This window comes from Peribacillus saganii, assembly GCF_003429095.1.
GTDB classification, from domain to species: Bacteria; Bacillota; Bacilli; order Bacillales; family DSM-1321; genus Peribacillus; species Peribacillus saganii.
Genome location: NZ_QVTE01000030.1, coordinates 88,238 through 113,938 on the forward strand (window position 1 = coordinate 88,238; position 25,701 = coordinate 113,938).

Here is a 25,701-nt window from a genome sequence, read left to right on the forward strand (position 1 = left end):
GGAGCGAGGATATGGGCAAGTTATTTTCAATAGGTGAGGTTCTTATCGATTTTATCCCAATTCAGAAAGGAAAGGCATTGAAGGATGTTTCAGGGTTTGAGCGCGCTCCGGGCGGGGCACCTGCCAATGTTGCTGCGGCGGTTGCAAAATATGGCGGGGAAGCTTCCATGATTACAAAGCTGGGGAAAGATGGTTTTGGTGATTTTCTTATTGAGACTCTAATAGAGGCTGGAGTTCAAACTGATAAAATTTTGAGGACAAATGAAGCAAACACCGCTTTGGCTTTTGTATCGCTGCGGGAGGACGGGGAAAGGGACTTTTCATTTTACCGGAAACCGTCCGCTGATTTATTGCTTTCTGAAAAAGAGATAAGCGGGGACTGGTTTTCAGAAGGTGATATTCTTCACTTTGGGTCGGTTGATCTGGTAGAAAGTCCGGTTAAATATGCTCATATAAAGGCAATCGAACATGCTAAAGCGAATGGAAGTTTAATTTCTTTTGACCCAAATGTACGGCTGCCGCTTTGGGATAATCCTGAAGATTGCAGGCAAACCATTCTGGAGTTTGTACCCAAGGCCCATATCATTAAAGTTTCAGATGAAGAATTGCCTTTCATTACGAATGTAACTAATCCAACAGAAGCAATCGAATCTCTTTTTGTCGGTGATGTAAAGGCTGTCGTGTATACAAAAGGGGGCAATGGAGCCGAACTTTATTTGAAATCAAATAAATATGAATCCAGAGGGTATACCGTAAACGTACAGGATACAACGGGTGCCGGGGACGCATTTATAGGCGGCTTCTTGTATAAATTGCTGGAAAAGCATGTTACCCAAGAAAGTATTGCTGATTTTTGTAAAGACCATTATCAGGAGCTGCTGGCATTCGCCAATGCGAGCGGTGCACTAACTACAACAGGGAAAGGTGCAATTAGTTCACTGCCTGCTAAAGAAGATATCCTGGATCTGATGGCCAATGTATAAATAGTATAAAGTGAAAATGCTGCCAGGAAACCCGGAAGTTTATAGTTATATAGAATAAAAAGGGATGCCGCTAGATTTAGCAGCATCTCTTTCTTTAAATACGGGGTTTCACAAAAAAGATGATTCCAACTTACATATGAATGAAAATACATTCCCCTGCTGGCATTTGCCTTTGAATCAAATATTGGCTTACTGCCCAACTTGATGTACTCAGTGTCTTTCTTCCATTTTTAATAAGGTAAGATTTAGAATATTTAAGAATTCCTGTATATCAAGGGGCTTTGTAAGGTAGCTTATAAACCCTTTCTCTAAAGCTCGTTTAATGTCATTTTCCATAGCGTTTGCACTGAGGGCAATGATAGGTATCTGTCTGGTAACTGAATCTTTCTTTAACCGTTCAAATACAGCCTCTCCACTTATATCGGGTAAATTTATATCCAGCAGGATGAGATCAATCTTTTCCTGACTGGCTATTTTTATCCCATCTCGTCCATTTTCCGCAGATATTAGTGTATAATTTGGCAAGGATTTAAATACTTGGTTTATCAAATGAATATTGGATTGATTATCTTCAATATAGAGAATCCGGAAGCTTGCGTCTGCACTTATAAAGATATTATCTTGTTCAATTTGTTGCTTTGATTCTAATGACTGGCGTAATTCAACTTTGAGATTAACCCAAAAATCGCTCCCCTTGCCCTTTTCACTTGATACTCCTACATTGCCTTCCATTAACGATATTAATTGTTTGACGATAGGCAATCCAATGCCATTGCCCTGTTCCTTGGTGTCATTTATGCGATAGAAGGGAAGAAAAATATTTTCATATTCGTCCGAAGAGAATCCTTCACCTGTGTCCATAACGTGGAGTGTCAATGTATCAGCTTCCCTTTGTACTGATATAGTTACTTCTCCATTTATTTTGTTATATTTTATTGCATTATCAAGAAGGTTAAATAAAACCTGTTTTAAGCGGAGGGGATCAGCCTTAACAAATATATTTTGGTATTCGTGGCATTCCTTTTTTATCTTTATGTTTTTACTCATTGCGGAAGGCTGAACAATATTTATACATTCATCAATTAGGTTATCCAGGTGGACGGAATCCATCTCCATTCTCAGCTTTCCGGTTTCGATTCTAGATAAATCCAATATATCATTAATGAGGTGAAGGAGATGTCTGCCAGCATTTAAAATTTCAAGGACAAAATCAAGCTGTTTTTTGTTTAAAGCTTTATCCATTTCCAATAACTGTGCAAAACCTAAAATACTATTCAATGGAGTTCGGAGCTCATGGCTCATTTTAGCTAAGAACTCTGATTTAGACCTATTTGCTTTTTCTGCCTGTTCCTTGGCATGAATAATAGTTCTTTCTAATCTTTTGCGATTGGTGATATCAACAAATTCAAAAATATTGCCACTAATTTCTTCACCTGCACTGAATGGAATATAGCTTGCTGACACCACTTTTCCGTTGTCCATTTCAATTTCTCTGCTAACGTTCACTTTACGATTCATTGAAGCAACAACCTGTTTATTTACCGTATCTCTCTCTTCACTTTTCCAAACTGTATGGTAATCAGGAGCGAATTTTCCTAAGTACTGTGCCTCATCAGATAAATTGAAGAGTTCTAACGCTTTCTTATTAATAAGGCTGAAGTTTCTATTCTGATCGGTCACCACAATTCCGCTTTCCAGATTATCTAATAAAGTTTTTTGGAAGGCGTTGGATTGCCTTAGCTGCATTTGTTGTTCCTTCTGTATGGTAATCTCGAAGAAAGAGACTAAAGCTGCTGTTTCTCCAGCAATTATCAGTGGATTGGAGTTTAAAGAAAACCATCTTATTTTGTTATTCTGCTTTAAAGCACAAATAAAATTATTAACTGAAACTCCAGACGCTAAAGTTTTAAATCCTGGAAGCTCAGAATAGTTCAATAATGTGCCCTCTTTATTGAGAAATTCTATCCCATGGGTGTTTATTGTCTCAGCGTCAAATGTTTCACATACAATGCCGAGAAGTTTTTTAACATTCGCATTTAATGGTGTAAAATTACCGCTTTTATCAATGATAAGAATACCTTCGGTCATGGTATTGACGACTGAACGATAAAGCTCGTCTTTTTGCCGATTTTCTTCTTCTCTGCTTTTTCTTTCAGAAATATTGACTGACGTAGCTAGTAATTCGACAACTTGATTATTATGCCATATTGGCCTTACAGTCGTGATATAGTAAACGTTATTAAGGAATGTTTCATATTGAAGAAACTCTCCTGACCAAGCCCTCTTGTAAAACTGCTGTTTTGAATCCGCCAGGTCAGAAGGGAAGAAATCATAAGCTGTTTTTCCAACTACGTCCTCCGGCGTCATTCCCAGCCAATAAAGTAAATCACCATCACAAAATGTGTGGATAAAATCAGTTCCCGACTTTATTATTTTACAAATCATACCCGTATTGCTCAGGTCAATTTCATTAATGTATCTGGAATAAGTCATTGTTTCCCCTCTTTGAAACTGTGATGATATAACAATATAAGCAGTAGTATCGGTTGATTTATTCTTTAATGAATTGAATAAAGAAAATTAATAAATAGCATGTTAAAGCCTTATTGTAGATTTGAGGCACTTAGTTGATTGAAGTGGACGGTACGAGACACCTCGAAAATGCATCCGCTTTTCTCGTGCTTTGTTTATTCGGGAAGCCAATACAACGTCCTGCGGGAAAAACGAACGGGTTAAGGAAGACCCCGCAGGCGCGAGTGCCGACGAGGCTCCCCAAACCGCCACTAGAGCGGCAATCACAGGCATGCTTACAAAGCCAAAAGATAAATAACAAGCAGACATGCCTAAACTTTAAACTATCATCTAAAAAGGGGGGATACAATCATGAAATATTGGTAATGGTTTATCTCTGTCATTCAGTATGATTTCTTATCATTGGAACTTTTCTTGCTCTTTGATGGAAGCATTAATTGATAAAAACTTACGTCCTGCCATTCCCCAAATTTAAATCCAACCTCTTTGAACCTTCCGGCCAACTCAAAGCCGAATTTTTCGTGAAGCTTTACGCTAACTATATTTCCACTGGTAATAACAGCGATTACCGTATGATATTGAAGCTGAAATGCTCTATGTAAAATTTCCTTCATTAGAGAAGTACCAATCCCTTTCCCGCGGTGATCTTCTGAAAGATAGATTGACACCTCTGCGGTCTTTGCGTATGCAGCCTTCTCTTTATATGGCAATAAACCGCAGTAACCGGCAACTCCACCATCCAGTTCGGCAACTAGGAGAGGGTAGCTTTCGCCAAATTTCTCAAACCAAGTTATTCTTTCCTGCAGACTCTGTTCCTCTAAATCAAAGGTTGCCGTAAGATTTAAGACTGCGTGATTATAGATTTCCAGCATTTCTGGCAAGTCACTAATTAAGGCCTTCCGTATCAAAAAATATCTCCTTCCTTTCCTAAAAAATTTTTCTCTTTTTTTAAATAATTGTCCTTGTATAAGTGTATTTAGTAAAGTTTATTTATAATAAAAATTTGCAGAGGACAACTTGCCATCAAAATGGCAGCGCGACCCGAAGGAATATATAGCTAAGCCCAATAATGAATATAAACAAAACGAAAGTGGAAGATACATTAGTAATCACCGATCAGCTCCTTATAGCGTAAATGAAAGACACTATAACGGAGAGTAACTACAACAGCACTCTTGAGTAAAACAGTCGATTTATTCGGAAACTAATAACCTTATAATTGAAGAAAAAGATGAGTGTTGCTAAGCGGAAGAGGGGGTTGCGCATATACAGCTCGTACATTTCACTTGTAACTAGGATTTTTTGTCCTGGTAAAAAGCAAACGGAGGTGTTCACCGTGGAATTAAGGCAACTCAAGTATTTCTTAGAGGTTGCAAAGCATAAGAGCATTACGAAAGCTGCAGAATCTCTGCATATTTCTCAGCCGGCCTTAAGTAAAATGATCATGGGATTAGAAGAAGAACTGGGTATGACATTAATTATTCGCACAAATAAAACAAGTGAAATTACGGACGCCGGAATGGTTGTGATGGAGTATGCTCAGAAAATGGCTGTCCTTGTTGATGAGATGTCGACAACCTTGAATGATATGACGAACTTAACAAGAGGCAAGATCAATATAGGTCTCCCCCCTTTTATTGGCAGTCTATTCTTTCCTCAGGTGTTGGCGAAGTTTCATCAAAAATACCCGAACATCGAAATGAATATTACTGAGTATGGTGGAGCGCGGGTTGTAAAGAGTGTGGAGGAGGGTGAAATTGAACTGGGGGTCGCTGTACAGCCCATTGATGATCAGGAGTTTAATGTCTTTCCTATTGTCGAAGAGGAAATGAAGCTACTTGTGAACAGTGAGCATCGCTTTGCTTCCCGGGACAATGTGTGTATTAATGAATTGATTAATGAGGAATTTATATTTTATAGTGAAGAATTTGCTTTACATGATATTATGAGAAATCTGTTTATTTCCGAGGGTTTTGAACCGAAAATTTTATTTAAAAGCTCTCAATGGGACTTTATGTCTGAGATGGTAGCTGCAAATTTAGGGATTACAATTCTGCCTGAACCTATCTGCAACAGGGTGTTTCATAACGAATTAAGAATAATTGGATTAAAACCCGCAGTATTATGGAAACTGGCTGTTATTACTAAAAAGAATCGTTATCTCTCAAATGCAGCGAGGATGTTTGTTGAATTTATTTTAAATGAAAGGAAGATAACCCATTATAATTAATCGTTATGTATTTTATTCTGAATATGTATTTTACGAATGGCAAAAACCGTCGTAACATTATATTAGAATACAAATTTCAAAGCAGGGAAAGCATCAAATTGTTTTTCCAGCTGCAGAAAGGACATAACGATGAAACTTGGAGTTATTATCATTCAGGTATTATTTATACATGTGTTTCTTTTCGCCGGTGCATTATTCAAACATTTTGTCCCGCTTCCAATTCCGGCCTCCATGTTTGGTCTTATTTTTCTCTTCCTGGCCCTGCAATTGAAATTGATTAAACTGGAATGGGTGGAACAAGGTGCAAATTGGCTCATGGCTGAATTGTTGCTTTTCTTCATTCCATCAGCCGTTGGAATCGTAAATTATGATGACATTTTGAGTTTGCAGGGAATTGGAATTGTATTGTTGATTGGAGTCAGCACCATCATTGTGATGGGTGTCACTTCCATTACCGCGGAAAAAATTTCTGCCAGAAAAAGAAGTGATGTTCTATGACTCTGTTGTTTACGATTATTACCTACCTTGTTTACCGTATGGCTAAAAAAGCTTACTCGAAGTGGGCAATCCCGGTCTTTCAGCCTTTATTACTTGCACCTATAGTATTAATTGGTCTCATAAGCTTGATGCATGTAACGGCAAATCAATATCTTGAAGCATCCAAATGGCTTACGCACATGCTGGGGCCTGCAACTGTTGCATTTGCAATTCCTATCTATAAACACTTGACTATCATTAAAAAATATATGGGTACTATCATCGTCAGCATTACGGCGGGAACTCTTGCAGCAATATTTTCTACCTATAGCTTATCTAAATTGGTTCATTTAAAATATGACTTTATTACAAGCATTCTTCCAAGATCGATAACCACTCCATTTGCGATTGAAGTCTCACGAGAAATAGGAGGGGTGCCCACTTTGACAACTGTCTTTGTAATCCTGACCGGTGTAATCGGCGCTGTTGTCGGCCCCATGGTGATTAGGTGGCTATCAATTAAAACACCAATTGCCAAAGGACTTGCCCTTGGGATGGGCGCACATGGAGCAGGCACCAATAAAGCGCTGGATTATGGAGAACAAGAAGCGACATTCTCCTCCCTGGCCATGATTTTCGCTGCATGGATCACATTAATATGGGGATTTTCACTTATACCTGTTTTAATTGGGATTTAACAAGGCGCCATGTTTTTAACAGACAAATCATATAAATCGTTGAATAATACCTTCCTGAAATACAGTGAAGTTTTCAAACGTTACTGTGATATCTCATCAATGGATATATACCCAACATAAGTCCGATAGCACCCGTTTGTATAATATAAGGTCAGCCAGATTTCTGGTTGACCATTTTTATTTGATTTAGTTGACCAATGGGTCTACAGATGTTTTTAGTGGGATCAATTTAATATATTACTTTATGACTTCTATCGCCTGTAACACAGATGCGTATGTCTTAATGGATGAAAAATCAATTCCTGCAGTAACAGATTTTATCGATAAATCTGGCCGAATACCAGTAAAAACCATATTGATCCCCAATAACCGGAGAACATCATTAATTTTAAATAACTGACTTGCAACGTATGTATCAATAGTAAGAATTCCCGAAAAATCCATGATAAGATACTTAACCTTTAATCGAGGAATTTCCGGTATTACCCTGTTGAAGATATGTTCAACCCTTTCAGGTTCAATGTTGCCAATCAAAGGAAGAATGGCAATGCCATCATGGATAGGTACAATAGGGGCTGATAATTCATTAATAGCTTTTTGTTTTTCAATTAATTCTCTTTCTCTTTCATCTATAACACTATCGGTCTGCCGTTCAAAAGCAAGTATGGTCTGAGTAACGGTGGTATCAAGCATATAGTTAACTCGTTTATTTATTTCAATAGCTTCCTCAGTTGTAACGCCATGCTTTAAGGAGACTTTCGAGATTTGTTCAATAAGACCGAAACGAATTTGGGGATAGCGTCCTATTATTCCTGATATTCTGCCCTTGAGGGCTGCTTGCCTTTCGCCGTTTTTTTGGCTCATTTCCAAAAAACCTGGCGGGACTTCATATTCATTTAAGGTTAAGCCTTCTGCCGAAAACGTTATAAAGTCAGTATAAACGCTGTAGTAATACTTTAAATCTTCTTTAGAAAGTGCAAGCTCAAGTCTTTGGACAATATCATCAACGACTCTAATTGCTAATGATTCGGCGTGTATAGTCAGATAATTAGCAACCTTTGAAAACGAATTCATAACTCTCCCTCCAAGTCACTGTTTTACTTTTGATTATATCCTTTAATCATACAATTGAATATTGTTATATCTTTTTGTAATTTGCTATATCTTTTTGTAAACTTGATTTTTATCTAATATTAATACGTCTTCTTCGTCTAAACTCTCCCTTTAGCCAAGCATTCAGCGCACCAGGAGAGGATGGAAAATAATGTCTTTTAACAATTCTACAAAAATCTTTAACAGTAGCCAATAGAAAAAACCATCCCTGCAGGATGCAGGGATGGGTATCAATATATTATTCTGATTCTTCGCCTGGATGGCTCTTTTGCTCCGGTAGTGTATTCCAAAAGCTTGTATCAACCGTTTCGATTGATCCATCCGCATTTGCTCTAACTGTAGAATCCAATGTTGTAACGGTTTGCTTTATTAAATAGCCATTGCTCTTTTGACCTAGTGCATAGCTCTCATTATAGTGATCGGACATTCCGCGCATTTCAAACAAAAGAGTTGAGATATCGTAGCGTACTTCTGCTTCGTTACGTCCAATATTTTCACCTGATCCGCCAACATATTTTCCTATATGGCCCCAGCCCGTATTTTCAATAGAGTTATAAACGACAGCACCAAGTTTTTTAGATCGTTCTAAAACTTCGGGTTTTACATTTGCATTATCGAACCTGACACAAGTTCTCCTTCTGTCTCACTTAAGGAACCTTGGTGATGCAGATCGATCATATAGTCGATTTGGTATTTTGTGAATACATTTTCGTGTAAGGATTTTATTTCAATCTCCAGTTCGCTGGTTGCTTTATCATGTTCACGGTTTAAATCAATTTTGTTTGCATTATAGCGAGTCAAGTGGCGATCGCCATCGGCATGATAATCTTCAAGGGAGAAGTTCACATCTCCCATTGCACCATCAGCGTTAAGCATAGGGATGACAAGAATGTTTACTTTATCGAGAAGACCCTTGGTTTTGTTTGTGCCAAGGTGCTTAATAAATTCGAGTGACCTTCTGTTGTCAGCTGTTCATTTCCGTGCTGCTGGGTTAAAAATAAAATGGTAGGATTCTTTGGATTTGAATTGTATTTAGCGAGGTAAATATCACGGCCTTTTACAGTCTTTCCGATAACCTCAAGCTCCATTGCACCTTGTTTGCTATCTTGAGTTTTAAGATAATCGACCATGCTTTCATAAGTATGTAGGATTGAAGTTTGAACTGAACCATTACCGGGGTCCGGTCCTTCGCCAACAGCATTTACCGGTATCGAAATTCCTGTTGATCCGCCAAACGCTATTATACCTGATAATGAAAAGACAAGAACTTTTTTCTTCAAATTCATATTATCCCTCAAAAAAAATTTAATAGCCTGAATAGAAAGACTATTAAGCCCATTCTACTCTATTTTATTTGAGGATTTAATAGAAACAAATATCTATTGTTTTGGGGTAATTTTGGTTATTTTTAAACGGATAATGGTTGAAGTTAGAAATGTGGTCGTTAGATAAAACTACTAGAGATGATTCTTTTTAATAATGAATTTACTTGAAGTCTATCAAATGATAGACTTCGCTGCTTTATTATTCACAGGTGATTATTTACTCCCGTTATTCCCACTGCCTGATGATCCACTGGCTTGCTGATTTTTGTTTTTCTCATTTCCGCTTTCAGGAGCAAACGTTTGATTATCCTTTGTCACTTTTGCACCTTCTGAAAAGTCATCCTTCGTTTTCATTTTTTTCACCTCCTGCCTTATCATGTCCTTGTATGCTTTATTTATGTTAATAAGCCTGGAGAGGGGAGGTGTTAATCAAGAGTTCAAAATGAAGGCTTTGAAAATGACGGTTGGGTTTATTCACTACCAATCCTATAGAGGATAAAACTACTGCCCATTCATTAATTTCTTCACAGCAGGTATGTCAGCAGGAGCCCATTTTAACGAACAAAGACTTTCCCGCTTAAGCCAAATTAGTTTTGCGTGCTCAGCTGCAACAGGAATACCTTCGATAATATTGCATGTAATCACACTCAAGTTAATGATAAATGTGCCGTACTCATGAGTGTGTTCATGGAATAGCCCTTTTGCTTCGACCTTACATCGCAGCTCTTCTTCAATTTCTCTAACTATTGCGGTGTAAATATCCTCGTCCTTTTCAACCTTGCCGCCAGGAAACTCCCACATATTCGGGATTAGCATGTTAGGGGACCTTAGAGCGCATAGTATTTCATTATGTTCATTTTCGATCATCGATGCAACCACTTTAACCGTCTTTTTCACTGTAATCCTCCTGAAAAATCAATTGTATGGGAATTTTGTTTTATGATTGAAAGGGATTCTCCACAGCCCTTGTTAACATTAAAAATAAGAATACAGCATACTTTTGTTGTTGAAATTTTTCACAGTATGGTATATTATAAATTCTACTGTTCAGAATGGGTAATATATCACACGAAAATAATACTATTAATTTAGATAAAGGCAAACTTATCGAAAGGTAAGGACGCAAAGCTTTGGGTCTAAGGTTCTAATAATAGAACTATGATTGCCAGGTTGCCGAGTAGTCCTAATCTTAGAATGGCTATTCCATCTTCTTTGGAATTGGCCATTTTTTGTTTGCTTTTAATAAGGGGGATGTTTAATAAAAAAGATTGCTTGCAAGTCAAACACGATACGGAGACAAATGCTGAAAAATAAACGGAACAGGAATTATTTTTGCTTTTTCCTGCGTTAGGAAGGTTTTGTTATGAAAAAATTGAAGTTCTCATTTAAAGCAAAACTATTAATATATTCGTTACTACTGTCACTAATACCTATCTTATTCATTGGTTTCTTCGTTAATAATAATGTCAGTGACACTACTGAGGAAGCATATATCAGGTCCAGTGAACGGGAAATTAAACAGGTTGATAATGCGATTTCAATGTATTTTGAATCTATTAGAGAAAATGCAAAGTTGTTAGCAACTAATCCAACGGTAAAAAGTGCTGATAACAGTATCACCTCCTATGCAGCAGTTGATGAAACTGCTGGTGATTCGATCGAAATGACCCCATCCCAAAATGGAACTAAAGAAAAGAGCATTTATGAAGTGTTTTCCCAATTTGGTAAAACGCATCCGACTGCAGCTTATGTTTATATGGGAACGTCTGCTGGAGGGTATATCCAGTATCCTGAAGGACCTACGACACAAGGTTTTGATCCTCGAGAACGGCCTTGGTTCACCAAAGCAGCCGAGAAGCCAGGTGAAGTAACGATGACAAGTGCCTACGCGGCTACTGGACAAGAAGGAATTATCGTAAGTAACGTGGTGACCATTGAACAAAATGGACAGCAGATAGGTGTGCTGGGGCTAGATGTTAGTCTGGAAGGTCTGACAAGCATAATCAAGGACATTAAAATCGGTAAGAATGGTTATGTTATTTTAACGCAAAGTGATGGAACAATTCTTGCTAATCCACAAAATCCCAAATTAAATTTCAAACCAATCTCTGAGCTAAAGGTTCCAGAACTTCAGGATTTAAAAAAAGATGGGACATTTGAAGCGGAAATTAACGGGAAAGATTATATGCTAAATACAGTTAGTTCGGATAATGAAGGCTGGAAGTACATAGCTGTTATTGAAAAGAGTGAATTGTCTGCAGCAGCAGATGACATTCGCGGGGCACTCTTGTTAATTGGCGCAATTGTGGCTGTTGCAGCAGTATTGGTTTCTATTTACATGAGCTTGAGAATTACAGGTGACATCAACAAAATAAGTAGTTTATCCTTAGCTATGTCTAAAGGTGATTTCACTCAACGAGTTACTATAAAGGCAAATGACGAAATCGGGGAAATGGCCCAGAATTACAATATCATGGCTAATAGCCTCAAAGAAGTCATTACAAAAATTGCCGGTGAAACTCAACAGTTATCGGCAACTTCAGAGGAGCTGGCAGCAGGTTCAATAGAAAACCAAAAAGCATCCAATCAAATATCTGAATCTATTCAAAGTGTTGCTGCAGGAACGGACGAACAGAACGACGCTATGGAGGATGCAGTAGAAATTATTAATGAAGTGACTAAGCATGTTGAAGATGTATCAGTAAGCATGATGAATGTCAGTAATTCTATTAATCACTCTGCGGAAGCAGCGAAACAAGGCAGTGATGTTGTAGATAAAACAGTACAGCAAATGAACGAAATTGATAAGAATGTCTCTTCCTCAGCTGAAAAAATAAGTGAACTGAATGAAAAGTCGAACAAAATCAGCCAAATGAGTTTGATGATACAGTCTATCTCAGAACAAACAAATTTATTGGCACTGAATGCTGCCATAGAAGCAGCTCGAGCTGGAGACCACGGCAAAGGCTTTGCTGTTGTGGCAGATGAAGTAAGAAAGCTTGCTGAACAATCAAGCCAATCAGCACTGCAAATAAATGATATTATTATTGATATACAGGATGGTATCCACGAATCTATGAAACTTGTAGATAAGGGCTCGAGTTCTGCAAAAGAAGGATTACTGCTTATTAACGAAAGTGGTGTAGCCTTTGGAGAGATTAAAGAGTCCGTTATGGCTGTATCCACTGATATATCAGAAGTGGGCTCAGCGATGGAAAAGATGAAAAACCGAATAATGGAAGTTGTTAGCCATATTGAAAATGTAGCTAAGACTTCTGTAGATGTGAATGAACATTCTCAGAATGTGGCAGCATCCTCTCAGCAAATGAGTGCCTCTATGGAAGATGTATCTTATGCGGCACAAGAGCTGGCAAAAATGGCAATCGATCTTGAAGAAGTTATTTCTCAATTTAAGCTGTAATTTTTTCAATGGCAATATCATCATAGCGAATACTGCTAAATCCTATAAACCAAAAGAGTGTCAAAAGGAGGTAATATAATGGAATCTGAGAAGTATGTGGTGTTTCAGGCAGGTAAACAACAATATGGTATCCCGGTTTCCAGTGTCAGTTCGATTGAAAAAATGCTGGACCTAACCAAATTGCCTCAAGTGCCAGATTATATGTCGGGTATTACAAATGTTCGCGGCAAGGTGATACCTGTTTTAGATATCGCGAAAATACTATTTAACCAACCGTTTAAAAAGAGTAACAGCAATAAAATTATCCTAGTGAATCTCAATGATTCTATCGTTGGAATCATTGTTGAGGATGCAAAAGAAATCGTAGATGTACTTTCAGAAGACATAAACGAAGTAAATGGCCTGGTAACTGCAAATGTGACCTATCTATCAGGAGTAATACAAACTGATACTGGATTTGTCACTTTACTGAACCTGGAAAAATTAGTAGTTAATTTAGGTGATATTGAATCAATTCGGGAACAAATGGAACAATTAACAACTTAGACCCCTAACTGTTTTGGCAAGAATATTCCCCTTGATAATCCATAAGCTATAATCATTCTGTGGTGCAAGTAAATGATCTGTGCAGGCAAACAAAAAGCCTAATGAATGTTTATAAAATCTCGTAATTTAAAAGGATGGACACCGGTGTTCAAGAAAGTAAAAATTCGGTGTCCATCCTTTTTTTTGAATACGTTTTTTGTGATGCTGTTTGCAATTCCTTAATAAATAATTCTATTCTAAAACGAATATACAAACCTGTTCAGCAATTGTAGGGGGGCTTATAAACAGCTCTATTGTATCTATGATCAATCCTAATTCTATCTCCTTACCCCAAAATGCCGGAGTGCCTGTTTTAAATCGCTAAATGTTTTTAAATGGCTAAAGTCTATACCTAATTTTATGGCAGTTTGAGCTACATCAGGCCGGACACCGGCTATGATTGAGTTTATTCCAAGCAAACTGATTACATTTATTAGCTGATACAGTCTGTGAGCAACTGATGTATCCAAATAATTTGCGCCTGAAACATCAATTACAAGGTGAGCTATATTTTTTCTAACACATTTATCAGGTATGGATTGCAAAATAGATTCTGCTCTAGATTCGTCAATAAGCCCAATCAGTGGCAAAACCGCCACATCATCCACAACGGGAATAACTGGACTATTGATTTCATCAATGAGCTCCTGCTGGACCTTTAATTTATGCGTTGTGGCATTATAATAGCTTCTTGAGAATTCATTGATTAACGTGTCCAAGGTTGTATTATATATGGAATTCCATCTGAGCACATCCTGTTTGTCAATCTCTTCTGTTCCCTTTATATAATCCTCTACAAATCCCCAAATGATTCTTCTTGTCCTGCTAAGAGCTTGCAATACTTCAAATATTGGCGTGTCGTACTCAATCCTGCTTGTAACAACAAACTTCGTCCATTCTTTCATTTTATCTTGAAAAATACTTCTATCATCCAAAAAACCGCTTGCTATTAAATCAATAGTGTATTTATGCTGCTCTTTCAGCTTTTGTTCAATTGATAAATCGGCATCTTTAGAATATATAGATCCCTTAATATGAGTTCTTTCACCAAACCATTGTGAACTAATATTGGCGGAATTATTTATTATATAGTCATACAATTCTTTATCCTTATCATACATTTCAAAACCTCCGACAATCATGATAGTTCAATTATAGCTTCTTTAAACGTTTAAAAGAAAGGATTGCTCATAGCAGGTTAGAATGCCATTAGATGTTTATTCATTCAGTAATAAATTTGACTGGGTGGCATAGAATTTTGGTGTTTCGTGGCATTTAAATCTTCCAGCTTAACTTTGTTATAATAAGTAACGAACACTCCGGTGTTTGTTTGTGTTTGTAATGGAGTATTAATTAAACGTTTGATTAAATAGGTTTATTGTAAGTAAAGCCTCAGTGCAGTTGAGTTGCTTATTTGGAGGATAGGAGATAAATAGGGGACAGGTTCCTCGCATAAATTGCACCGACGGGGACCTGAATACCTATGATTTATGCTTTTTGTTCAAATAACTTAATAATTTCAACGATAACCATGGTGGCTTTAATCATGTTGTCGACAGAGACATATTCATACTTGCCGTGAAAGTTTTCGCCGCCTGTAAAAATATTCGGAGTTGGCAGTCCCATGTAGGATAGCTGGGAACCGTCTGTGCCGCCGCGGATGGGCTTGATGTCCGGTTTGATATTAAGGTTCTCCATTGCCTCATAGGCGAAGTCCACTATTTGCTTTACCGGTTCAATTTTTTCCCTCATATTATAATATTGATCCTTCATATCAAGGGTAAAGCTGTTTGTTCCATAGAGATCGCGCAGCTGATCCACAATACGTTCAATCGTCGCTTTTCGTTTATTGAAGTTTTCTCTGTCAAAATCCCTAATGATATAGTGAAGCTTTGTTTGCTCAACATCGCCGTTAATCGAAATTAGGTGATAGAAACCTTCATAACCTTCAGTCCATTCTGGAGCTTCCTCAGCTGGGAGCATTTTGTTTAATTCCATGGCTATCTTTGCAGAATTCACCATTTTTCCTTTTGCTGTACCCGGATGAACGTTGTTGCCTTTAATGGTGATTGTTGCTGCTGCTGCATTAAAACTCTCATACTCCAATTCACCAAGCGGACCGCCATCCACTGTGTAAGCAAATTGGGCATTGAATGCGGTGACATCAAATTTATGCGGGCCTCGGCCAATCTCCTCATCCGGTGTAAACCCAACCCTTACTCTGCCATGCTTTATTTCCGGATGATTAATTAAATATTTCATTGCTGTCATTATTTCAGCAATTCCGGCCTTATTGTCAGCGCCAAGCAGTGTAGTCCCGTCTGTTGTAATCAATGTATGGCCCTTGTAATTCGACAGTTCAGGGAAGTCCTGTGGAGATAAGACAATATGTAATGAATCATTTAATGTAATATCCTCTCCACTGTAGTTTTCTACGAGCTGAGGATTAACGTTGGCCCCTGTAAAATCAGTAGCAGTATCCACATGTGCCAAAAATCCAATTGTAGGAACCTGCTTTTCAGTATTTGGAGGAAGAGTTGCCATAACATACCCGTTTTCGTCCATTGTAACTTCCTGCATTCCAATCTCTTTTAATTCGTCAACCAGCGTGCGAGCTAAAGTAAGCTGCCCGGATGTAGAAGGGGTGGTTTCACTATTTTCATCTGATTGCGTATCTACTTTTACATAAGAAACAAATCTTTCAATGATTTCGCTCTTCACTTAACCTCAACTCCTTTTGTTCATCTTATCATGAAAAATAGGCGTCCACACAATGTGTGGACGCCTATATGCCTGTTTAGCCGATTGGCAGCAGGATCTTCACTTCAGTGCCTTGATCGAGTACACTATTGAAGGAAATTTTTCCGTGATGGGCTTCAATAATACGATAGGTTACGGTCAACCCAAGACCGGTACCTTTTTCTTTTGAAGAATAGAAGGGTTCACCTAAATGCTTTATCCGGTCTTCCTCCATTCCGCAGCCGTCATCCTTAATGTTAATGTAAATCCACTCCTCATTCTGCTCAAAAACTATATTAATATTTTGGCTGGAGGCTTCAATAGAGTTTTTGATAATATTGATAAACACTTGCTTTAATTGGTTTGCTTCACAGGATATCAATGGAAGCGGGTCTTTAATATCCATGGATATCCTTGCTCCATCAATATTAGCTTGAGGTTCTAGCAGTGCTTTCACATCCGTCATAAGGTGAATTACGCTATGCTTTTCATATTGTAGGTCCTGCGGTTTTGCGAGCACTAGCAGCTCACTAACTATCAGATTTATTCGGTCCAGTTCACTGAGCATGATCGAATAATAATGCTTGTACTCGTCTTCACTGGTTTGAAGCAATTGAACGAACCCTTTGAGGGAGGTCAACGGATTTCTAACTTCATGGGCCACACTGGCGGCAAGCTCACCAACCACAGAAAGCTTTTCCGTTTTTCGAAGTATCTCTTGGGTTTCCCGTATTTGCGTAACATCTTTTGCGTAACTGATGATTCCTGCTAGCTCATCATCTATCATCATTGGAACAAAAGTGCAGGCAAATATCCTAGTCCCATTTATTGTTTGAAGCCTTATATCACCACTATTAATGCCGGTTTTATTGTTTATCACATGTAAAAAAGATTCCATTAACCTATCTTTTTCTTCTGCGGAGTGAAAAGTATAATCAGAAATAGAAGTGCCGACCAATTCGTCATGGGGAAGGCCGAATATGGATTCAAATTGTGGGTTAATGTTGGTTATGAAACCTTTTAAGTCCATCATATAGACTGGATCAGGATTATATTTAAACAATGATTGGTATTTCTGCTGCTTCTCGGATAATTTTTTTTCCGCTGCCACTCTTTCGGAGATGTCTCGGCCAATTACAACGAGTCCTTTCCTTGAACCATTTTGATGAAATAAAGGAACCTTGATTGTATCAAATGTTTTTATATCACCATTCGGCAATGGCACATTTTCTTCGCATCTGCTTATCGTCTTATTTTGCCATGTCTCTTCATCTGAAACCTCACAAAAACTTAGCGCTTCTTTGAAAAATCCAGAGTAATTGGCAAGCTCAGAATCCTTCTTTCCTTTATAATCGATGTTTTCTAATTGGAACAACTTAAGTCCGAATTCATTTGCTTCAATCCATCTCCCCTCGCCATCTTTGAAATTGACAAAATCGACCATGGAGTTGATCAAGGTATGAAGCCGGCGCTCCTCTTCCTTCAATTTCGACAGTTTTTCACTTTTAGCAAGATAAAAATAAAGCAGCAATCCTGTGAACAGGACGAACAATAAGCCTTTTATTTCTTGAATAATCAAAGATAACTTTCGATCTGCTATTAGTTTATCAATGGAATAATCAGTCCCAAAAACCCATACTATTCCAAAACAAATATATATTAATATAATCTTTCCTTTAGACATTAGTAATACGTTCTCCCTCGTTGTTAATGGATTACACATTTTAAAGGACCAAATTAAATCAAAAAGATTGCAGAAAATTATGAGCTTAATAAACTAAATAATGACTTTATAACTAAAGACATACCAATATATCATTATAACAAAACCCAGGCATAACATATAGGATATTTGTCTTATTAATAATAGGGGAAAAAATAAAAATGGTTGGAAATCATCTTGATTACATAAAAATGAACTGCAGTCGTTTTACAAACATAAAAAACCTGAGTTTATTTTCTAAACTCAGGCGTTTAATCATATTGGTGTTGCTTGGGTACCTCATCAGTAATGCTGGCTTGAAGTTAAGATCGTATGTTCTATAAGCCTGCAATTCTATTACTGTATTGACTATGCGTACCATTCTAAGCCCATGCTAGCCAGCATAACCCTCATTCTGCTCCATCTCCTGCTTTTCTTCCGGATTAGCTGGATCATTTGGTACATTTGGGTTTTTTGTATCAGTATCATTATGTTCTTTGTGTAATTCCTCTACTCCGTCTTCAACCTTTTCTTGATCCTCTTTCCACTCTTTTATTTCACTCTTCTGAAGCTTTTGGTCTTCTTGATTACTGTTTGGTTCTTCAGGTGCCGGATCTTGATTTCCTCCGCAGCCAGCTAATCCTAATGCTAAACTTGCAGCCAGCCCGGCTGTCAGAAATTTGGATTTCCATAGAAGTTTCATGATGTCTCCTCCATCTCCAGTAGATATTTTTTGGTTCTCTAATGGTATTTTTCACGTAACCTGGAAGTATTAAACTTATATTAACTAGAAATAAATTTAAATAAATGTAAAATTTCATGGGTTAAAACTGTTGGGATATTCGTCTAATTTAAGAAGGGGAGGGCGAGATGTGTTAAACAGGGATGTTAATGAGCTCGAAATTACAAAAGATATGCTGCTGAATCAATTAATGAGTGAATATCCTCCCGTTCGCGCTCATTCTTGCGTCGTTAAAAAGAGCTTTTGAAAGGGAAAGAGTTAGCATACAAATAAAAGGGCAAAATAAGGGTGGAGGTGAAATCCTATGAGCAATGGAAATGATGAGCTATTAAAAAAAGCAAGAGACATGGATCAGGATGTAGAGTATGAAAAAACATCCCGCCAAGAACAAGGTCAAGGTAAAAGCAAATTTAACGACAGAAATGCGGCTGGTCCGGCAGGTCTCGGCGGCGGCGATACCAGAGGAAGATAAAGAGAGGGAATCCGTTTATTGGATTCCCTTTTTGATTTAAAAAGCTTCTTATTTCGGAATTTTGTATAACAGATGTAAAATAATAAGTAAAATAGGGGTTTCATACAATTATAGTTTTTCTACTATTAATCTCCTTGAAATTAGCGGATAAGAATACTAAAGAGAACTTGTTTTTGTGTTTGGATTAATCTCAAATGATTTAATTCATTCTTAGGGGAGGAACTATATAATGGATCTTTTTAATTTCGAACAGTCTTTTAAAGATACAATCCTAAAGCGCGGGAAGGATTATTACAAAAACGGCCATATTTTATCTTTGGAAGAAACCGAAAAGGGCCATTATACGGCTAGTGTGGATGGATCTGAAATCTATTCGGTAGAGGTCTATCTTGATTATAATGAAGAAATAATCGATACATGGTGTGTTTGTCCATATGAGGGTGACTTTTGTAAACACCAGGCAGCAGTTTTTTTAGCTTTAAGAGAGAGAAGAAAAAAACCAAAAGATAGCAAGGTTCCTTACACGAAAACAGACTTGAAAACGATTCTTCTTAAGCAGTCAAGCGAGGATCTCGTGAACCTTGTTGTGAAGTTAATGCAAGAATATCCGGAAATTGAGTCGAAGCTGATGCTGAAATATGTGCAGACCGATGATGAAATTACAGCTGCGAAGAAATTGATCAAGGAATCTATCCGGCCATATAAACGAAGAGGGTTTATCGAGTGGAGGGATGTTTCTCTTGCGCTTCAGGGAGCCCATCAAACGCTGCAAACCGCTTCCAATAGAATGGAAGAGGGGAAGATTGAGAGTACAGTCAATCTTTCGGTTGCTGTCCTATCGATTGTGGTAGAAATGATTCAGTACTGTGATGATTCTGATGGGAATCTTGGTGAAGTAATTTATGGAAGTATTGACCTGATTGATAATGCAGTATTGAGAGGAATATACTCCTTAAAAGAAGATGAACAAAAAAGGGTGTTTGATTCGATTTTTAAGGAGGCACTTCACAAACGCTATGATGGGTGGGAAGAATGGAGTGATGCCCTCTTGAAAGTCTGCACACGCTTTGCCGGTATCCCTGAATTGCGCAACAAAGTCATGAAGCACCTTGAGAAGATGCTTAAGAAATTTGACGGTTCATCTTGGAGTGGTGATCATAACATTTCAAATATAAAGCTCCTTCAGCTGGATATCATAGAATCCTGTGAAGGGTCCGAAAAAGCTGAGCAATTTATCTGGCAAAATATTCACCATAGTGAATTTCGTGAAAAGGCGATTCATATCGCATTGGAACGAGAAGATTTTCAGGAAGCAGAACGGTTATGTATTGACGGAGAGAAGTCGGATAGCCAATATCGAGGGCTTGTCAAGCAGTGGCGGGAAATTTTGTATGAAATCTATGGGAAAATGGGGCATGTAGAAAAGCAGCGTGAATTGGCCATGGGACTACTCTTAGGTCAAGATTACGAGTATTATGTAAAGCTAAAACAACTATATCAGCCACAGCAATGGGAAAGAGTATTGAAAAATATTTTGGAAGCCTTTGAGGTACGACATACATCTTCAGTATATGAAAAAATTCTAATCGAAGAAAAACAAACTGCAAAGCTGCTGGAATACTGCAGGCGTCACATTATGTCTATAACCGAGCATTATCCTTACCTTACTAAAGAATACCCTCAAGAAGTAAGCGAGATATTTATAAACTTAATAGAACTATCCTCAGAGGCTGCATCGGACAGGAAAAAGTATAAAGCAGTGTGCCGGATTATCAAAATATATAAAAAAGCTTGTGGAAGTGAAAATGCTAAGGCATTAATAGGGAGGTTAACACAGCAGTATATTAGAAGACCGGCATTTCTGGACGAGCTAGGCAAGGTCAAGTAAGGCGTCATGTCACAGAGAATGCAGACATTTTTGTTTGTTCAAACGATTCCTTAATTGGAAAGTCCACCTGAAAATCTTTGAAAATTGAATTTCAGTGTGCGGTCATTGCAAAATTCGCTGGAGAGTCCGGGCTTAACCTTCGCCCTTATTATTTAAAAATGGGGAAGAGGCCTTAAAAGGCTGCTCTCCTTTACTTAAACAGGGGCGTCACATGTGGAGGAACAGTATGAATAATCCATTATGCAAATCTGAGTCGGGATAAATAAAGACCTTTCACAGCTAAACAGGCGCAATTTGTCGTCACCATCTATTAAAGTTCGCTTAACAGCAATAAAAAAATCCCGGTAAATCAGATTTAGCCGAAATATTTATGTGTTTCCCCCAATGGCCTTCATTCCAAGAGGTCCTTTTTGGTAAATCTATAGATTACTGATTTCCGTGAAGATAAAATTAATTCCGTGAGAATTCCGTGAAAATCCGTATGTAGAATAACTGCTGTGTAATGTTTTTGTTAAACCGTTTAAGCATAAGCGGGCTACGGGTTGAAGTATGGAGTAAATCGGAAAAAAGTTTTGAGGAGGAATAAAATGATAGATATAAAAATTGTTTATGTTCTTACGTGGCAACAACTCAGGAAAAACTGCGGGAAGCTCTAACAGCGATGATGTTACAAAACAATACTGGTTTGGATAGAAGTACAATCTGATTGGTCAGAAGGCTCAACCATATCTTACTTAGACAAGAATGGGAAGGTGGTAGATCAGGAAAAGTATTAAAGAATGAACCGTATCGTCTTCTTTCCTATACTTTTAACTCGGTAGAAGATAAAACAGTATGCGAACGCTCCCCTAGAGTAACTTTTATGCTGGAACTGTAAAATTAAGGCTCAAACACGAAGATTTACTGCCTGCAGATTTCGTTGGTGAAAGTGAAGGATTCTTTGGCATTAATAATGGCTGGCCAGCAATTCTTAGCAATTTAAAAAGTATCCTTGAAACGGGACGTACTCTGCCGCCAATCACGGGATTGACCTAAAGGGTTCGGCGCATTGAGGGTTTTCTTTATTAAACGATTTTCAGGAGTATCGCTTATCGCGGGAAATCAACATCAAAGAATAACAGAATTAACAAAAAACAAACAAGAACTTCATATCATCCCCCTTTTTGTTATCATGGATATAGCATATTTGAAAGAAGTGAAACAGGTGAAACAAAAACAGATTTATCTGATTTTATTTTGTGTCATGATCTCATGGGGATTGAACGTCATTGCGACAAAAATACTTGTAACAAATTTCATGCCTGTTACAATGACGGCTTTTCGTATTTTTTTAGGGGGAGTCAGTGTCTTTATTATTCTTTCTATTATTAAAAAGGTTAGAATGCTAACAAAAAAGGAATTCATTTACGTCTTTATTGGCGGACTTTTTAATGTAGTCGTGCACCATTACTTTTTGGCTGTGGGATTATCAGAAACCTCGGCATCCAATGGCGGGCTTATTCTTGGTCTGGGTCCCATATTAACTGCGGTGCTTGCTGTCTTGTTCCTTGGGAGCACAATGACTGTCATTAGGGCAGTGGGCTTTTTGCTTGGAATTACAGGGGTTGGCTGTATCGTGCTGCAAAGTGGCGGAGGTTTTCATGGCATTGCGTCCGGTGATGTTTCCGTATTCCTATCTGTTCTTTCACAAGCAATCAGTTTTGTGCTTATAGCAAAAGTATCAAAAACCCTTGATCCTCGCTTAATGACAGGTTATATGCTTGTAATGGGATCCGTCATTCTGTTTTTTATCAGTCTGGCTCTTGAACCTGAAGGCCTTGCAAGCATGCAGAATGCTTCAATTGGCCTGTGGGCACTATTTTTTGCATCTGCGGTCATTGCTACCGCTTTAGGGCATATGCTTTATAACTTTTCAATGGGAAAGGTAGGAGCGGCAGAAGCTTCGATCTTCATCAATCTGAGCCCGTTTTTCTCCCTTATTGGATCCGTAATTTTTCTAAAAGAGAAAATTGCAGCTGCACAGCTGATAGGCTTTGTTTTTATTTTAATTGGTGTTGTACTTGGTTCAGGAGGTTTTGAAGAATTGATTCGTAAACGGAAAAGGAATCAGCAGATGAACATGAAAAAAAAGTACACTGTGTAAATGTACCACATAACCCATGCATATAATGGGCCTTATAGAAGAGTAGGGGATCAAACAGACAGTATAAACTATTTGGGACTGCTCTTCTTTTTTTTGTCACCCAGAATCAAAAAGATAATTTTAAATAACAAAAAGGTGTCCCAAAAGCGAACTTTTGAAACACCTTCTGTATTGTATATTGATTAAATAACACCATGTGCGATCATTGCATCCGCTACTTTTAAGAAACCTGCGATATTCGCACCAACTACAAGATTGCCCGTGAAGCCATATTCCTCGGCGGCTTTCACACTGTTTTGATAAATATCAACCATAATCTTGTGCAGTTTTTCATCCACTTCTTCAAATGTCCAGGATAGTCTGGCGCTGTTTTGGGCCATTTCCAATGCGGAGACCGCTACACCACCAGCATTTGCAGCTTTAGCCGGGGCAAAAAGAATGCCGTTGTTCAGGAACTCATCAATTGCTTTCAGTGTGGATGGCATGTTTGCACCTTCACCGATCGCTTTTACACCGTTTGCAATCAAGGTCTTAGCTGATTCTTCGTCGATTTCATTTTGTGTTGCAGATGGCAAAGCGATGTCACACGGAATATTCCAGATACCTGAGCAGCCTTCGACATATTGTGCGTGAGGATGTTCTTCCACATATTCCTTAATTCTTTTTCTCTCAACTTCCTTAAGCCTTTTCACTGTGTCGAGATTAATGCCTTTTTCATCGTAGATATAACCGTTTGAATCACTGCAGGCCACAACAGTTGCACCTAACTGTGTTGCTTTTTCGATTGCATAGATGGAAACATTGCCGGATCCTGATACAACAACCGTGCTTCCTTTAAAACTAAGTCCTTTATCTTTCAGCATTTCCTCAACGAAATAAACCGCACCGTAGCCTGTCGCTTCTGTACGTGTTAAGCTTCCACCGTACCCAAGCCCCTTGCCTGTCAAAACACCAGCCTCATATCCGCCGCGGACTTTTTTATACTGTCCAAACAAATAACCAATTTCTCTGGCTCCGACACCAATATCGCCGGCGGGTACATCTGTATCGGGACCGATATATTTAGAGAGTTCTGTCATGAAGCTTTGAGCAAAACGCATGACTTCGCCATCAGACTTTCCCTTAGGATCAAAATCAGATCCTCCCTTACCGCCTCCGATTGGCTGTCCGGTTAAGGAATTTTTCAAAATTTGTTCAAAGCCTAAAAATTTAATGATGCTGGCATTTACGGAAGGGTGAAAGCGTAAACCACCTTTATATGGACCAATCGCGCTATTGAATTGAACCCGGAAACCACGGTTTACCTGTACTTTTCCTTGGTCATCCACCCAGGGAACCCGGAACGTAATCAATCTTTCCGGCTCAACAATTCTTTCAAGTATGCCGTGATTCTTATATTTTGGATGTTTTGCAAAAACGGGCACCAAAGAATCAAGAATTTCTTTAACCGCCTGGTGAAATTCGCTTTCATTTGGATTGCGCTTCTTCACAGTTTCGTACACTTCATTGACATAGTCTTTCGCATCTTGTATTTCTGGTTGGATAACTTCTTCTAAGGTAGTAGTCATTTTCTTACTCTTCTCTCCTTCTATGTTAAAAATAATTTTAAATTGTTGGTAAATTATTATTTTATTTTATGACATTTAAAATAATCTATCCAATATGGATAATAGATTAAATTAATGCCAAAATGAGATATAAGCAAAATTGGAGTTGATAAAGTTGGAACTGAGACAAATACAATATTTTATTGAAGTTGCTAAAAGAGAGCATGTGACAGACGCTGCTTCAGCATTACATGTCGCACAATCCGCTGTCAGCCGGCAGGTTTTTAATCTTGAATCAGAACTAGGTGTCGATCTTTTCATAAGAGAAGGCAGAAATGTTAGGTTAACACCAATAGGCGGAATATTTCTTAAACATATGCAGAAAGCAATGAAGGTAATTGATAATGCGAAGCGGGAGGTTGAAGAGTTTTTAGATCCGGAGCACGGTACAATCCGCATCGGATTTCCAAGCAGTCTGGCCGCTTATACGCTGCCTACTGCCATTTCAGCTTTTCGTGAGATGTATCCTCAAGTAAAATTTCAGCTGAAGCAGGGATCCTACCGTAATCTAATAGATGGAGTTGCAAAAGGGGAGATTGATATGGCACTGCTTGGTCCGGTGCCAAAAGAAGAAAAAAAGGTTGAAGGAAGCATCCTGTTTACAGAAAAGATTGTAGCCCTATTGCCAGTCAGCCATCCGTTGGCACATAAAACATCATTAAACTTAAATGAATTAAGAGATGATTCATTTGTTTTATTTCCTAAAGGATTTGTTTTACGTGAAATCATTATGAACGCTTGCGGGCAACTTGGTTTTGAACCTGCAGTGTCATTCGAAGGAGAAGATATTGATGCGATAAAAGGATTAGTATCCGCAGGGCTCGGTGTGACGCTAATTCCAGAAATTACTTTGATTGATAGTCTCCCGCGCTCCACAGTCAAGGTCGCGGTCAGTCAGCCCGAGGTTATCCGCACAGTTGGTGTCATTATTCCCGTAGAACGCCAGCTGCTGCCGACAGAAAAGATATTTTATGAGTTTCTTAAAGGCTTCTTTATTATGCTGGATGACTTTCAGAAGTAAGTACTCTTGGAGATTTTAAGTGA

General features: G+C 38.2%; 21 protein-coding genes, 1 pseudogene and 1 riboswitch. Of the genes and pseudogenes, 10 read left to right on the forward strand and 12 right to left on the reverse strand.

Going from position 1 to position 25,701, the window contains the following annotated elements; translation table 11 throughout:
• Positions 1–11: 11 nt before the first annotated feature.
• Entirely contained in the window at positions 12–983 is a 972-nt protein-coding gene (locus D0469_RS10830; RefSeq protein ID WP_117326761.1) for a carbohydrate kinase family protein, read from the forward strand.
• 210 nt (positions 984–1,193) lie between these two features.
• On the opposite strand, the gene D0469_RS10835 is transcribed toward D0469_RS10830, so the two are convergent.
• Positions 1,194–3,071, reverse strand: a complete 1,878-nt coding sequence (locus D0469_RS10835) for an ATP-binding response regulator (RefSeq protein WP_233523025.1) — start codon at positions 3,069–3,071, stop codon at positions 1,194–1,196.
• A gap of 827 nt (positions 3,072–3,898) precedes the next feature.
• Entirely contained in the window at positions 3,899–4,423 is a 525-nt protein-coding gene (locus D0469_RS10845) for a GNAT family N-acetyltransferase (protein ID WP_267897307.1), read from the reverse strand.
• A 428-nt stretch (positions 4,424–4,851) separates the two neighbouring features.
• Between D0469_RS10845 and D0469_RS10850 the strand changes: the two genes are divergently transcribed.
• The 3 genes from D0469_RS10850 to D0469_RS10860 all read left to right on the forward strand — a co-directional run bounded on the left by D0469_RS10850 (position 4,852) and on the right by D0469_RS10860 (position 6,920).
• Positions 4,852–5,745: a LysR family transcriptional regulator gene (locus D0469_RS10850; protein WP_117326764.1), complete on the forward strand. Its 894-nt coding sequence runs from the start codon at positions 4,852–4,854 to the stop codon at positions 5,743–5,745.
• 129 nt (positions 5,746–5,874) lie between these two features.
• Positions 5,875–6,243, forward strand: a complete 369-nt coding sequence (locus D0469_RS10855) for a CidA/LrgA family protein (protein WP_117326765.1) — start codon at positions 5,875–5,877, stop codon at positions 6,241–6,243.
• A complete protein-coding gene (locus tag D0469_RS10860) occupies positions 6,240–6,920 on the forward strand; it encodes an LrgB family protein (protein WP_117326766.1) in 681 nt (226 codons plus the stop codon). The genes D0469_RS10855 and D0469_RS10860 overlap by 4 nt, the downstream gene beginning before the upstream one ends.
• Positions 6,921–7,157: 237 nt before the next feature.
• On the opposite strand, the gene D0469_RS10865 is transcribed toward D0469_RS10860, so the two are convergent.
• The 5 genes and pseudogenes from D0469_RS10865 to D0469_RS10875 form a co-directional block, all read right to left on the reverse strand.
• Positions 7,158–7,994 (reverse strand): STAS domain-containing protein, encoded by an 837-nt coding sequence (locus tag D0469_RS10865; RefSeq protein ID WP_117326767.1) that lies wholly within the window; start codon positions 7,992–7,994, stop codon positions 7,158–7,160.
• 277 nt (positions 7,995–8,271) lie between these two features.
• A complete protein-coding gene (locus D0469_RS22140; RefSeq protein WP_233523026.1) occupies positions 8,272–8,460 on the reverse strand; it encodes a hypothetical protein in 189 nt (62 codons plus the stop codon).
• Between the two features lie 173 nt (positions 8,461–8,633).
• Positions 8,634–9,319: pseudogene (locus tag D0469_RS21995) on the reverse strand (M14 family zinc carboxypeptidase).
• Positions 9,320–9,571: 252 nt separating this feature from the next.
• Positions 9,572–9,712 (reverse strand): hypothetical protein, encoded by a 141-nt coding sequence (locus D0469_RS21370; protein WP_199478481.1) that lies wholly within the window; start codon positions 9,710–9,712, stop codon positions 9,572–9,574.
• A 147-nt stretch (positions 9,713–9,859) separates the two neighbouring features.
• Positions 9,860–10,255, reverse strand: a complete 396-nt coding sequence (locus tag D0469_RS10875; RefSeq protein WP_117326768.1) for a (deoxy)nucleoside triphosphate pyrophosphohydrolase — start codon at positions 10,253–10,255, stop codon at positions 9,860–9,862.
• 190 nt (positions 10,256–10,445) lie between these two features.
• A riboswitch (cyclic di-GMP riboswitch) is annotated at positions 10,446–10,536 on the forward strand.
• 185 nt (positions 10,537–10,721) lie between these two features.
• On the opposite strand from D0469_RS10875, the gene D0469_RS10880 reads away from it, so the two are divergent.
• Together D0469_RS10880 and D0469_RS10885 are read left to right on the forward strand one after the other, a co-directional pair.
• Positions 10,722–12,779: a methyl-accepting chemotaxis protein gene (locus D0469_RS10880; protein ID WP_117326769.1), complete on the forward strand. Its 2,058-nt coding sequence runs from the start codon at positions 10,722–10,724 to the stop codon at positions 12,777–12,779.
• 78 nt (positions 12,780–12,857) lie between these two features.
• On the forward strand, positions 12,858–13,325 hold the full coding sequence (locus tag D0469_RS10885) for a chemotaxis protein CheW (RefSeq protein WP_117326770.1): 468 nt from the start codon (positions 12,858–12,860) through the stop codon (positions 13,323–13,325).
• A 317-nt stretch (positions 13,326–13,642) separates the two neighbouring features.
• On the opposite strand, the gene D0469_RS10890 is transcribed toward D0469_RS10885, so the two are convergent.
• The 4 genes from D0469_RS10890 to D0469_RS10905 form a co-directional block, all read right to left on the reverse strand.
• Positions 13,643–14,485, reverse strand: coding sequence for an STAS domain-containing protein (locus D0469_RS10890; protein ID WP_117326771.1), 843 nt, complete (start codon positions 14,483–14,485; stop codon positions 13,643–13,645).
• Positions 14,486–14,852: 367 nt separating this feature from the next.
• Positions 14,853–16,085 (reverse strand): peptidase T, encoded by a 1,233-nt coding sequence (gene pepT / locus D0469_RS10895; protein ID WP_117326772.1) that lies wholly within the window; start codon positions 16,083–16,085, stop codon positions 14,853–14,855.
• A gap of 76 nt (positions 16,086–16,161) precedes the next feature.
• The gene (locus tag D0469_RS10900) at positions 16,162–17,787 is read right to left on the reverse strand and encodes a PAS domain-containing sensor histidine kinase (protein ID WP_117326773.1); all 1,626 of its coding nucleotides are present in this window, start codon (positions 17,785–17,787) and stop codon (positions 16,162–16,164) included.
• A gap of 412 nt (positions 17,788–18,199) precedes the next feature.
• Positions 18,200–18,508 (reverse strand): hypothetical protein, encoded by a 309-nt coding sequence (locus D0469_RS10905; RefSeq protein WP_117326774.1) that lies wholly within the window; start codon positions 18,506–18,508, stop codon positions 18,200–18,202.
• Between the two features lie 343 nt (positions 18,509–18,851).
• Here D0469_RS10905 and D0469_RS21105 point away from each other — a divergent pair, with 343 nt between their 5' ends.
• From D0469_RS21105 to D0469_RS10915, 3 genes are all read left to right on the forward strand, one after another.
• A complete protein-coding gene (locus D0469_RS21105) occupies positions 18,852–19,019 on the forward strand; it encodes a hypothetical protein (protein ID WP_158553427.1) in 168 nt (55 codons plus the stop codon).
• 229 nt (positions 19,020–19,248) lie between these two features.
• Positions 19,249–20,907: an SWIM zinc finger family protein gene (locus D0469_RS10910; RefSeq protein ID WP_117326775.1), complete on the forward strand. Its 1,659-nt coding sequence runs from the start codon at positions 19,249–19,251 to the stop codon at positions 20,905–20,907.
• A 1,048-nt stretch (positions 20,908–21,955) separates the two neighbouring features.
• A complete protein-coding gene (locus D0469_RS10915; RefSeq protein ID WP_325048948.1) occupies positions 21,956–23,050 on the forward strand; it encodes a DMT family transporter in 1,095 nt (364 codons plus the stop codon).
• Between the two features lie 182 nt (positions 23,051–23,232).
• Here D0469_RS10915 and gdhA read toward each other — a convergent pair whose 3' ends face one another.
• Positions 23,233–24,618, reverse strand: coding sequence for an NADP-specific glutamate dehydrogenase (gene gdhA / locus D0469_RS10920; RefSeq protein WP_117326776.1), 1,386 nt, complete (start codon positions 24,616–24,618; stop codon positions 23,233–23,235).
• 154 nt (positions 24,619–24,772) lie between these two features.
• On the opposite strand from gdhA, the gene D0469_RS10925 reads away from it, so the two are divergent.
• Positions 24,773–25,678, forward strand: coding sequence for a LysR family transcriptional regulator (locus D0469_RS10925; protein WP_117326777.1), 906 nt, complete (start codon positions 24,773–24,775; stop codon positions 25,676–25,678).
• Positions 25,679–25,701 lie beyond the last annotated feature (23 nt).